11 protein-coding genes are annotated in these 12,033 nt (G+C 45.4%); 1 reads left to right on the top strand and 10 read right to left on the bottom strand.

What is annotated here, in order from left to right; translation table 11 throughout:
- Nucleotides 1-31: 31 nt before the first annotated feature.
- Nucleotides 32-1,777, bottom strand: a complete 1,746-nt coding sequence (locus V5M37_RS01660) for an adenine deaminase C-terminal domain-containing protein (RefSeq protein ID WP_423800460.1) — start codon at nt 1,775-1,777, stop codon at nt 32-34.
- A gap of 166 nt (nt 1,778-1,943) precedes the next feature.
- Here V5M37_RS01660 and V5M37_RS01655 point away from each other — a divergent pair, with 166 nt between their 5' ends.
- Entirely contained in the window at nt 1,944-2,255 is a 312-nt protein-coding gene (locus V5M37_RS01655; RefSeq protein WP_423800459.1) for a YgaP family membrane protein, read from the top strand.
- 58 nt (nt 2,256-2,313) lie between these two features.
- Here the strand turns inward: V5M37_RS01655 and purD are convergent, their stop codons facing one another.
- From purD to purC, 9 genes are read right to left on the bottom strand one after another with little or no spacing between them, the layout of a single operon-like run.
- Entirely contained in the window at nt 2,314-3,585 is a 1,272-nt protein-coding gene (gene purD / locus V5M37_RS01650; RefSeq protein ID WP_423800458.1) for a phosphoribosylamine--glycine ligase, read from the bottom strand.
- 15 nt (nt 3,586-3,600) lie between these two features.
- Nucleotides 3,601-5,136, bottom strand: a complete 1,536-nt coding sequence (gene purH, locus V5M37_RS01645) for a bifunctional phosphoribosylaminoimidazolecarboxamide formyltransferase/IMP cyclohydrolase (protein WP_423800457.1) — start codon at nt 5,134-5,136, stop codon at nt 3,601-3,603.
- A complete protein-coding gene (gene purN / locus V5M37_RS01640) occupies nt 5,114-5,716 on the bottom strand; it encodes a phosphoribosylglycinamide formyltransferase (protein WP_423800456.1) in 603 nt (200 codons plus the stop codon). The genes purH and purN overlap by 23 nt, the downstream gene beginning before the upstream one ends.
- Nucleotides 5,713-6,747 (bottom strand): phosphoribosylformylglycinamidine cyclo-ligase, encoded by a 1,035-nt coding sequence (gene purM, locus V5M37_RS01635; RefSeq protein WP_423800455.1) that lies wholly within the window; start codon nt 6,745-6,747, stop codon nt 5,713-5,715. Before purM ends, purN begins: the two co-directional genes overlap by 4 nt.
- A gap of 5 nt (nt 6,748-6,752) precedes the next feature.
- A complete protein-coding gene (purF, locus tag V5M37_RS01630) occupies nt 6,753-8,162 on the bottom strand; it encodes an amidophosphoribosyltransferase (protein ID WP_423800454.1) in 1,410 nt (469 codons plus the stop codon).
- Nucleotides 8,138-10,369, bottom strand: a complete 2,232-nt coding sequence (purL, locus tag V5M37_RS01625; protein WP_423800453.1) for a phosphoribosylformylglycinamidine synthase subunit PurL — start codon at nt 10,367-10,369, stop codon at nt 8,138-8,140. Before purL ends, purF begins: the two co-directional genes overlap by 25 nt.
- Nucleotides 10,353-11,036: a phosphoribosylformylglycinamidine synthase subunit PurQ gene (gene purQ / locus V5M37_RS01620; protein ID WP_423800452.1), complete on the bottom strand. Its 684-nt coding sequence runs from the start codon at nt 11,034-11,036 to the stop codon at nt 10,353-10,355. The genes purL and purQ overlap by 17 nt, the downstream gene beginning before the upstream one ends.
- Entirely contained in the window at nt 11,033-11,287 is a 255-nt protein-coding gene (purS, locus tag V5M37_RS01615; RefSeq protein ID WP_213147789.1) for a phosphoribosylformylglycinamidine synthase subunit PurS, read from the bottom strand. Before purS ends, purQ begins: the two co-directional genes overlap by 4 nt.
- Nucleotides 11,280-11,993, bottom strand: coding sequence for a phosphoribosylaminoimidazolesuccinocarboxamide synthase (gene purC / locus V5M37_RS01610; RefSeq protein ID WP_423800451.1), 714 nt, complete (start codon nt 11,991-11,993; stop codon nt 11,280-11,282). Before purC ends, purS begins: the two co-directional genes overlap by 8 nt.
- Nucleotides 11,994-12,033: the final 40 nt, after the last annotated feature.

Raw genomic sequence — 12,033 nt, 5'->3', positions numbered from 1 at the left:
TCGCGCGTTAAATCATTAACTTAATTATAGTTTAACGCATTATCGATGGAAAGAGTACTGTTTTGTTCATCACATCATACATCCCCTGCTGGGTAATCCGAATATACGGCAAATGCGTCGTTGAGAAAAACAACAAGCTATAAATCGGATCGGAAAAGCTGTAGCCTCGATTTTTCAATTCCTCAAGCAGACGTTTCTCCTGAACCATTAACTCCTCCATTGGAAGATTTGACATAATTCCAGCCAATGGCAGCTGCAGCTCGCAAACAACCTCCCCGCCTTCGACCAGAACGATCCCTCCGTTCAATTCTTTCATTCTATTAAATGCCAAAAGCATATCCTGCTTGTTTTTTCCAATTAAAATGATATCCCCTGTATTGGAAAAGGAACTTGCCAGTGCAGATAAATTATTGGCAAATCCTTTTAACATCGTGTTAATCCGCCATTTCCCTTTTCGGTCAATCAAGGTAAAGAAACACTCATCATGATCGGTTGTCAATTCATCTCCCGAAACATCAATGGCGATGGAATATGGTTTCGTGATAACAGAATTCTCCATTTTGATTCCGAACGGCATGGAAAATTGCAAGTCGTCCATTGTTAATTCCCAGTCTAATTCCATCGGCTTTAAACCATACTGTGACCAATCAACAGAAGGGTAGGCTTCCTCAACCTTCATTCCATTCCGTTTTACCCATTTTCCTTTAGCCAGTACAGATACCGGTGTTGGATTTTCAACGCTTGATAAGAAGTTAATATTTGCTACTCTGCCTGTGGCAATGTTCCCGAGAAGGTGGTCGATGCCGTAGTATCTAGCAATATTAACTGAGGCCATATTATAGGCATCAATAACCGGAACATCTTTTTCAATTGCAATCCGGATCATTGCATCGGTTATGCCCTGCTCGTAAAAAGTCGAAGTAGCTCCGTCCGTATTAAATATTAATCTATCATATGCGTCAATTCCCATCCGCTTCATGTCATCAAGAATATCAGGCAGATCAGGGCGAATTGACGAATAGCGTAGGGAAACCATATAGCCCTGCATGAGGCGGTTATAAATTTCCTCACCCGTCATTGCCTCATGGTCACAATCAGCCCCCAAAAGCATCATCTTTGCCAAGGTTTTTTCCGAAGCGCCAGGAAAATGGCCTTCAATTTTCTTGCGCATCCGTTTTGCCTCTTGAATCCAATGAAGCATCATATCATCGCCGTTTAAAAGCTTAGGCCAGCCCGTCAGCTCTCCGCCCTGAAGGACCGCGTCGTGCTCTAGCCAGGACTTAATATTACTGTGTGAAAAAGTTTCTTCCTCATACAAAATTTCTGTTTGCGAATCAAACCGGCACCACCAAAACATTGTGGATGGAATCGAGCGGAAATCCCGCAATAATGAAAACGCTTCCCTTTTTGGTAAATTCAAAGCAAGGGCCATATTGTCATTAATTAATGTCGTGGTTCCAAACTGCGATGCATAGGCAGCAAGAGTATGGGGATTATATAATTGAAACGGATGAGCATGCGGTTCAATATAACCTGGAACAAGGATTTGTTCCGTACAATCAATGATTTCACAGTTTTCTGTGTTGGCAGGCAGGTTTTCGCCAACATAAACAATCCGATCGTCATATATCCAAATATTGGCACGCATCCATTTCTTAAACGTCTGATTTAAGTATAAGGCGTTTTTTAACAGAATGGTGGGGGCTGTTGTCCCATCCAAAACGGATACATGCATGCGTAATTGTCTGTTTTTCCAGCGGTAGCGCTGTTCCAGCATACAAAATCCCTCCCTAAAATGAAACGTATCTATTTATAAATTGTTTGATTTCACAATAAAGAAAACCCTTACAAATTTCTTAGTTATTATACTATCATATTTTGTAATTTAAAGCAGTAAAGAAAATGATAAATATTGTAAAACTTTTGTGAAGGAGTGAACAAAAATGAAAATTACACCAAACATAGGGATTTTAAACGCCCTAATCCGTATTACTGTTGGACTTACCTTGCTTTCTTGGTGCACTGCTAAATTGGTGAAGCAGCCATGGAGAGATTCCTACTTGTTCGTCGCTCTTTGTGCGGCCATGAAGGTGGCGGAGGGAATTGTCCGCTACTGTCCAATGACGGCATTATTTGAGAAGTATCAGTGTATGGTCGATGAAGGGAAACTCGGCGGATCTGTTGATGGAAACATTGATGCCGCTGATGGGGTTGAAGGGTTGACCGGGGATGCCATGCCGTATAATCCGACCTGATGTTTAAATTAGTAAAGTTTTAAAAAAGGGCTGTCCGCAGGTGCGGCAGCCCTTGAATCTAGAAGACGTGCGCGATAGCCTTAAAACCGATATCCCTCCGGTAAAAAACACCTTCGGACGTTAATTTTACAAGCTCAGCATAAACTTTTTCCTGTGCTTCTGCTAAGTTCCCAGCCTTAGCACCAACCAAAAGAACTCGGCCTCCAGTGGTCACAAACTCACCAGTTTCGTTTTTAGCGGTTCCCGCATGAAAAACATAAACCTGTTCAGGGTTCAAATCTGATAAACCGTCTAGTACAGCACCTTTTTCGTAATCCCCAGGATATCCTTTGGAAGCGACCACCACTCCCAGCATGGCCTCTTCATCCCACTCCAGAACAGGAGTGCCTCCATCCAACAATTCATTCACCACTTGAACTAAGTCTGATTTTAAGCGCGGTAAAATTACCTGAGTTTCCGGGTCGCCAAAACGAGCATTGAACTCAATTACCTTCGGACCGTTCTCCGTTTTAATCAGACCGGCATATAAAATCCCGCAAAAGCTTCTACCCTCTTGAACCATTGCTTTGGCCGCTGGTTTCAGAATAGTTTCAACGGCAGTCTGAACAAATTCTGCGCCAATTTGCGGCACCGGTGAATAGGCACCCATCCCGCCGGTGTTCGGTCCTCTATCGCCGTCAAAAGCCCGTTTATGATCCTGGGCGATTTCAAGCGGAACCACTACCTCGCCATTGACGAAAGCCATTAAGGAAAATTCTTCTCCGTCCAAAAATTCCTCAACCACTACCCGGGCAGACGCAGCGCCGAACTGTTTATCCAATAACATGCTTTTAAGGCTTTCCAGTGCTTCCTCCATGGTCATGGCCACGGTAACACCTTTCCCTGCTGCCAGACCATCCGCCTTTATGACAATTGGAGGACCCTTCTCTTCAACATATTGACGGGCCTCATCATAAGAAGTAAAGACAGCATAATCAGCCGTTGGAATTTGGTATTTCTCCATTAATTCCTTGGCGAATGACTTGCTTCCTTCGATTTCAGCCGCTGCCTGACGCGGTCCAAATACCCTTAGCCCCGCCTCAGAAAACTTGTCGGCCAATCCCTCAAGAAGCGGCACCTCTGGACCGATTATCGTCAAAGCGACGCCCTGTTCCTTGGCGAACTGGATCAGTTGTTCGTGGCTGGATTCCTCAATCGCAACAAGCTCTGCCACATCTGTCATGCCAGCATTGCCAGGGGCAGCAAACACTTTCTCCACTTGCTGGCTTTCGCTCGCTTTCCGGCAAATCGCATGCTCTCTACCACCGCGGCCAATTACCATAATCTTCACTGTTCTTCACCCCGATTAATGTTTAAAATGTCTGACGCCAGTAAACACCATAGCAATTCCATATTCGTCCGCTTTTTTAATTGAATCCGCATCACGAATGGAGCCGCCCGGCTGAATAATCGCTGTAATACCTGCTTTTGCTGCAGCTTCGACGGTATCGTCCATTGGGAAGAAAGCATCGGAAGCAAGCGCCGCACCTTCAGCCTTTGCACCTGCCTGCTTAAGGGCAATTTCTGCTGAGCCGACACGGTTCATCTGTCCAGCACCGATTCCAAGCGTCATGTCCTTGTCAGAAACGACAATAGCATTGGATTTCACATGTTTAACAACCTTCCAGCCCAGCTTTAACGCTGCCCACTCAGCCTCCGTCGGCTGTCTTTTCGTTGGAATTGTGATATTGGCATCATCCAGGCTATAACGGTCTTGGTCCTGCATGAGCAGTCCGCCTTCAATCGTTGTCATTTTCCGTTCCACTTTTTGTCCCTGCTCAAATGGAATGGTTAACAGACGCAGGTTCTTTTTAGATGTCAAAACCTCAATCGCTTCCTTCGAGAACGAAGGGGCAATAATAATTTCTAGAAAAATTTCATGGAGCTTGCGGGCTGTCTCTGCATCCACTTCCTGGTTTAAGGCAATAATTCCGCCGAAAATGGAAACGGGGTCTGCAGCAAACGCCTTTTCAAAGGCTTCGAAGACAGTTTTTCCCGTGCCGACTCCGCACGGATTCATATGCTTAACGGCAACTGCTGCTGGTTCCGTGAACTCTTTCACGATTTGCAGCGCTGCATCAGCATCGTTGATGTTATTATAGGAAAGCTCTTTGCCATGAAGCTGGTCGGCATAAGCAATCGAGAATTTGGAACCAAGCGGCTTTTTGTAAAAAGAAGCCTTTTGATGAGGGTTTTCTCCGTAACGAAGCGATTGCTTCAATTCATAGGTAACCGTTAATTTCTCCGGATTTTCTTCCTCAGCTAGGTTGGTCATATATTCTGCAATTAACGCATCATAAGCGGCAGTATGACGGAAAACCTTAGCAGCAAGCTTACGTCTTGTTTCTAGCGTTGTTTCCCCGCTGGCTTTTAATTCTGCAAGCACAGTTTCATAGTCAACAGGGTCGACAACCACGGTAACATATTGATGGTTTTTTGCCGAAGCGCGAAGCATTGCTGGTCCGCCGATATCGATGTTCTCAATCGCATCTTCAACCGTCACATCCGGCTTTTCAATTGTCTGCTGGAATGGGTAAAGATTGACACACACAACCTGGATAGGGTCAATTCCATGCTCTTCAAGCTGCTTTTGATGGTCTGCTTCGCCATGTTTCGCCAGCAAGCCGCCGTGAATAAATGGATTTAATGTTTTGACACGGCCTTCCAAAATTTCCGGAAATCCGGTAACGTCCGTTACACTAAGAACAGGAAGCCCCTGTTCCTGCAGCATTTTTTTCGTCCCGCCCGTCGAAACAATCTCAAATCCTAGATTGATCAATTCCTTTGCAAATTCGCTTACCCCGTTTTTGTCTGATACACTAATTAGCGCGCGCTTTTTCATTTTGTAATGCATCTCCTTTTGTCAATAACATCTGCAGAATGGATGGGTATAGCTTGTGTTCAATCTCCTGAATCTTCCACTGTAGGCTTTCTCTCGTTTCATTTTCCTCAATTCGTACCCGTTCCCGGACAATGACCGGCCCTGTATCCATTCCTTCATCGACAAAATGGATGGTCACGCCGCTCCATTTGGCGTTTGCAGCTAATGCCTGGCCAATCGCATCCTTGCCCGGGAAGTCAGGAAGCAATGAAGGATGGATATTGATAATCCGTCCTTCATATTCACTTAACAAGGTAGAGCCAACCAGCCTCATATAGCCTGCCAGCACAATCAAATCGACTTGTTTATTTTTCAATAACAAGACGATTTCTTCTTCATAAGCTTCCTTGTTTGGATAGTCTTTGGCGTTAAAAACAAATGTGGAGATTTCAGCCTCCCGCGCCCGTTCAATCACATAAGCCCCCGGTTGGTCGCAAACAAGCAGGGAGAGGTTTGCTGAAAGCTGGTTCGCTTGGACAGCGTCGACAATCGCTTGAAAATTACTTCCGCTTCCGGATGCAAAAATTGCGATATTTTTCATCGACGTCCACCTCTGCCATTAATTTTGATGCCTTCGCTATCAGTTACTACTCCGATTTCATAAGGGGTTTCGCCGCATTGTTTAAAGTGTTCAAGCACATCAGCAGCATCTTCCTTATTCACCGCTATTACCATACCAATTCCCATATTAAAAATATTATACATCTCTTTATAGTCAATTTGTCCAAGCTCTGAGATCAGCTTAAACACATATGGAATATTCCAGTTTTTCTCATCGAGCTCCGCCCCTAGTCCTTTGGTGAGCATCCTTGGGATATTCTCGATAAATCCGCCCCCAGTGATATGGGCCATGCCTTTAATGTTGAATTTTTTCAATGCTGACAAAATCGGCTTTACATAGATTTTTGTCGGTTTCAGCAATTCTTCTCCCAAGGTGCAGCCAAGTTCATTCACAAATTCAATCAATGACCAATCATTAAATACCTTCCGTACTAAGGAATAGCCATTGCTATGGATACCGCTTGACGCAAGACCAATCAGGACGTCGCCTGCCTTAATCGTTTCACCAGTAATCAAGTTGGACTTTTCACACGCCCCGACCGTAAAACCTGCCAGGTCATACTCATTTCCACGGTAGAGTCCAGGCATTTCCGCTGTCTCTCCGCCAATTAAGGCACATCCGGCTTGCTCGCAGCCATCGGCAATCCCTTTGACAATTGCTTCAATCTTTTCGGGGAGCGCTTTGCCCGTTGCAATGTAATCAAGGAAATACAATGGCTCTGCACCTTGGACGACAATATCATTGACGCACATCGCTACGGCATCAATGCCGATTGTATCGTGGCGGTCCATCGCAAAAGCAATCTTTAGTTTAGTTCCTACCCCGTCCGTTCCTGACACCAAGACCGGCTCTTTTAAGTTTAGGGTCGATAAGTCAAACATCCCGCCAAAACCGCCGAGGCCGCCCAAGACGCCGGCCCGGGCTGTTTTTTGGACATGCTTTTTCATTCTTGCTACGGCTTCATAGCCTGCTTCGATATCAACACCAGCTTGTTTGTATGCATTAGCCACTGCTGTCACCCCTTTTGGTAGTAGTATTGAAGTGTATCTGGATAGATTTCAGTCGGATAATTTCCGGTAAAACAGCCAAGGCAAAATCCGTTTGTTCCTTCCTTCTGACCAAGGGAGACAAGCATCCCTTCAAGGCTTAAGAACGTTAAGGAATCTGCTCCAATCAGCTGTCTGATCTCCTCAACCGATTTATCTGAAGCAATTAATTCTTCCTTTGAGGATGTATCGATTCCGTAGTAGCATGGGTTTTTGATTGGCGGTGAGCTGATGACAACATGCACCTCGGTTGCCCCTGCTTCCTTTAGCATTTTGACAATTCTTCTGCTCGTTGTTCCGCGGACAATCGAGTCATCGACCATGACGACACGCTTCCCTTCGACTACCCCTCGGACAGCCGACAGCTTCATTTTTACCCCTTGCTCACGGAGCGACTGGGACGGCTGGATAAAAGTCCGGCCGACATATTTATTTTTAATTAAGCCCATCTCATAGGGAATACCCGACTCTTCGGCATAGCCAATTGCAGCAGAGATGCTAGAATCTGGAACTCCTGTCACCACATCTGCCTCAATTGGCGCCTCCATGGCCAATCTTTTCCCCATATTTTTACGAGCGGTATGCACATTGATTCCCTGGATGTTGCTGTCCGGTCTTGAAAAATAAACATATTCCATCGTACAAATCGCTTTTGTTGAACTGACCGAAAACATCTCTGACTTGATTCCATTTTCATTGATGATTAATAGCTCTCCTGGCTCAACATCGCGAATATATTCGGCGCCAATTACGTCAAACGCACACGTTTCCGAAGCGACCACATAAGCATCGCCAAGGCAGCCAAGTGAAAGCGGCCGTAATCCATGAGGATCGAGTGCTACCATTAATTCGGTTTCGGTCAAAATCAAATACGCATAGGCTCCTTTTAGCATCGAAAGAGCGTTTTTCACCTTGTCGTTCATGTTCGGAAATCCGCTTCTTCTGATTAAGTGGGCAAGTACCTCTGTATCTGAGCTTGTTTGAAAAATGCTGCCCTGCGCTTCAAGCTGATGTTTTAAAGAATTCGCATTCACTAGATTGCCATTATGGGCAAGTGCAAGACTCCCTGTTTGGGAATGAAACAGGAGGGGCTGGACATTCTCGTAACCCCCGCCGCCTGCTGTTGCATAGCGGACATGACCAATCGCTGTGTTGCCAGTTAACTCTGCCATTCTATCAGCAGTAAAAACTTCTGTAACCAGTCCTTCGCCCTTGACCACTTTCAGTGTATTGCCGTCATTAACGACAATGCCGGTTCCTTCCTGGCCTCGGTGCTGCAGTGCATGCAGCGCGTAATAAGTTAGCTGAGCTGCATCCTTATGGCCCCAAACACCAAAGACTCCGCACTCCTCGTTTAATCCCTTGATTTCAGCAAGCATGGGATTGCCCCCTTCCAGGCAGCTTTTAATTCTTCCACAGACGACTCAAGGACTGTTTGCTCTCCAGATATCACGCTCATTGTTCCTGTATTATTCACTTCGCCGATCAAGGCGGCTTCTACTAAACTTTCAAACTCAGCTTGATGTTCCTTTTTCACAGATAAAAGGAAGCGGGACTGCGTTTCACTGAATAAGGCAGAAACTAGGTTTCCAGCGACATTCACTTTCGCCCCAAGCTGTGGATTTTCAAACAGACATTCTGCTAAAGCAACGGAAAGGCCGCCTTCTGACAAGTCATGAGCAGACTGAACCACTCCAGCACGAATCGCTGCAAGAACTTGCTGTTGTCTGTCTTTTTCGATTTGAATATTTAATTCCGGTGCCTTTCCAAAAACCTGGCCATTGTTAAGGAGCTTTTGCAGCTCGCTGCCGCCAAATTCATCCTTAGTTTCTCCGACTAAATAAATCAGGTCACCACTGTTTTTAAAGTGCTGGGTTGTAATATGATCAAGGTCTTCGATTAGTCCAACCATCCCAATAACAGGTGTCGGATAAATCGCAGTACCGCTTGTTTCGTTATATAAAGAGACGTTTCCGCCGATAACTGGTGTTTCTAATACCCGGCAGGCTTCACTTATACCGTCTGCCGCTTTTTCAATCTGCCAAAATACTTCCGGCTTTTCCGGGTTACCGAAATTAAGGTTATCGGTAATCGCTAGTGGTTCCGCGCCAGAACAAATGATATTTCTTGCTGCTTCCGCCACAGCAATTTGCCCGCCTGTTTCCGGGTCTAAATAGACGAAGCGGGAATTACAGTCAGTTGTCATTGCCAGTGCTTTGCGGGTGCCGCGAATTCTTACTACGGAAGCGTCCGATCCCGGAGCGATGACTGTATTGGTGCGAACCATATAATCGTATTGTTGATAAACCCATTCCTTGCTGGCTACAGTTGGCTGGCTTAATAGTTTTACCAGTGTTTCTTGTAAGTTTTCTACTTGTGGAATTTCGTTCTCCATCGCCTGGAATTCTGCGAAATATGCAGGCTCCATGGATGGCATGTTGTAAACAGGCGCGTCCTCCGCTAAGGAATCGACCGGAACGTCGGCTACTACTTCACCGTGATGAATCAAGCGCAGTTTCTTGTCATCCGTTACCTTTCCAATTGCAACAGCCTCTAAATCATATTTTTCAAAAAGCTCGACGATTTCCTGCTCACGGCCTACTTTCACGACCACCAACATGCGTTCCTGTGATTCTGACAACATCATTTCATAGGCAGTCATGCCAGTTTCCCGCTGCGGAACAAGGTCAAGGTTCATCTCGATACCCATTCCGGCTTTGCTGGCCATTTCAGCAGAGGAGCTTGTAAGTCCCGCTGCACCCATATCTTGAATGCCAACAAGGGCATCGGAATGAATCAACTCAAGACAAGCTTCTAGAAGGAGTTTTTCCATAAACGGGTCACCGACTTGAACTGCTGGGCGGTCTTTATCTGATTCCTCGGTTAATTCTACAGAAGCAAAGGTTGCCCCGTGAATGCCATCGCGGCCGGTTTTCGCGCCGACATACATAACGGTGTTTCCAGCACCGTGCGCTTGGCCTTTTTTAATATCTTTGTGGTCGATAAGGCCAACACACATTGCGTTAACGAGCGGGTTGCCCTCATAGCAATCCTCGAATTGGATCTCGCCGCCAACAGTTGGAATTCCGATACAGTTTCCATAACCGGCAATCCCGGCAACGACTTCTTTAAAAAGGTATTTGACTCTGGAAGAAGAATCCAGCTCGCCAAAACGAAGCGAGTTTAATAGGGCAATTGGGCGTGCTCCCATCGAAAATACATCGCGGATAATACCGCCTACCCCAGTTGCTGCGCCTTGATACGGTTCAATTGCAGATGGATGGTTGTGGCTTTCAATCTTAAATACAACCGCCTGACCGTCGCCAATATCAACGATCCCTGCACCCTCGCCAGGTCCTTGAAGAACCTTTGGGCCACTGATTGGGAACTTTTTCAATACAGGCTTTGAGGTTTTGTAGCTGCAATGCTCAGACCACATGACGGAGAAAAGGCCTGTTTCGGTATAATTCGGTGTCCGGCCCAGGATGTTTTCAACCAAGGCAAATTCGTCATCGGATAAACCCATTTGCTGATATAGTTTTTCTGCTTTAATCTGTTCTGGATTTGGTTCAAGCGTTAACAACATGTACTTCCCTCCAAGCCTTTACGATTGATTGGAACATTTTCAGACCATCCGCGCTTCCAAGCAAGCTGTCAACAGCACGTTCTGGATGCGGCATCATTCCGAGCACGTTTCCTTTTTCATTGATGATTCCGGCAATATCAGCGAGACTTCCGTTCGGGTTTTGCTGATAGGTAAAGACGATTTGGTTGTTTGCCTTTAATTGTTCGAGTGTTGCTTCGTCACAATAATAATTTCCCTCGCCGTGGGCGACTGGAATAGTGATGGTTTGCCCTTGTTCGTATTCACCTGTAAACATTGATTCGTTATTTTCTACCTTTAATTCGACTGGTTTGCATATAAATGAAAGACTTTCGTTTCGTCTCATCGCCCCAGGCAGCAGGCCAGCTTCTAAAAGTATTTGAAAACCATTGCATACTCCCATTACCGGCTTTCCAGCCTCGGCAGCCTTGATGACTTCCTTCATAACCTTACTGAAACGGGCAATCGCACCTGTGCGGAGGTAATCTCCATAGGAGAAACCGCCTGGGAGGAGAATTCCGTCAAATTCATCTAAGTTGTCTGTATCATGCCAAACGTATTCGACTTCCTCACCGAGTTCGTCTTTTACGGCATGGTACATATCGATATCACAGTTGGATCCCGGAAAAACGATGACCGCAAATTTCACTGTGCGACACACTCCTCTACTTCGTATCGGTAGTCTTCGATAACCGGATTGGCGAGCAGTTTGCTGCAAATTTCGTTGATAACTTCATCGATATCGCGTTCTGATTTTTCAAGTGTCAGTTCCATATATTTGCCGATGCGGACATCCGCAACTTCCGGGTAACTTAAAGAGTGAAGGGAATGGGTAACGGCCTTTCCCTGCGGGTCCAATACGCTTTCTCTTAATGTGACGAATACCTTAACTTTATACATGCTGATGTCCTCCAAGTCTTTTAAGAATAGTTTCATAGGCTTCGGTTAAGCTTCCTAAATCACGGCGGAATACGTCTTTATCAAGCTTTTCGTTTGTCTTCTGATCCCATAGGCGGCAGGTGTCAGGGGAAATTTCGTCGGCTAATAAAATTTGCCCATCTTGGTCTTTGCCAAATTCAAGCTTAAAGTCGATAAGATTAACGCCAAGATTATCGAAAAAGTTTATTAACACTTCGTTGATTTGCAGTGCTTTATCTCGTAAAATACTGATTTCTTCAACTGTTGCGGCTTTCAGTTCGAGGATGTGGCTTTTTGTGACAAGCGGGTCACCCAAGTCATCGTTTTTTAAATAAAATTCCACGATTGGCGCTGATAGCGGGCGGCCTTCTTCGACTCCCAAACGTTTTGAGAAGGATCCTGCAGCTGTATTGCGGACGACGACCTCAAGCGGGATAATGGAGACTTTTTTAACTAATTGCTCGGTTTCGGATACGCGTTTGATGAAATGCGAGTCTATTCCTTGTTCTTTAAGTTTTATAAATAGCAAACTAGTAATCTCGTTATTCAAACGGCCTTTACCGGTGATGTCAGCCTTCTTTTGTCCATTAAAAGCGGTGGCAGAGTCTTTATACTCGATTAAAACAATTTGCGGGTCTTCAGTTGAATAGATACGCTTCGCTTTTCCTTCATATAGCATTTCTTTCATCTTGGGTCGCTCCTTATTTTTCAATATTAGGAATCTTCAG

This window comes from Neobacillus sp. SAB-20_R2A, from assembly GCF_049568635.1.
GTDB lineage: Bacteria > Bacillota > Bacilli > Bacillales > Cytobacillaceae > Neobacillus > Neobacillus citreus.
This window is presented reverse-complemented; position numbering and strand designations above follow the sequence as displayed.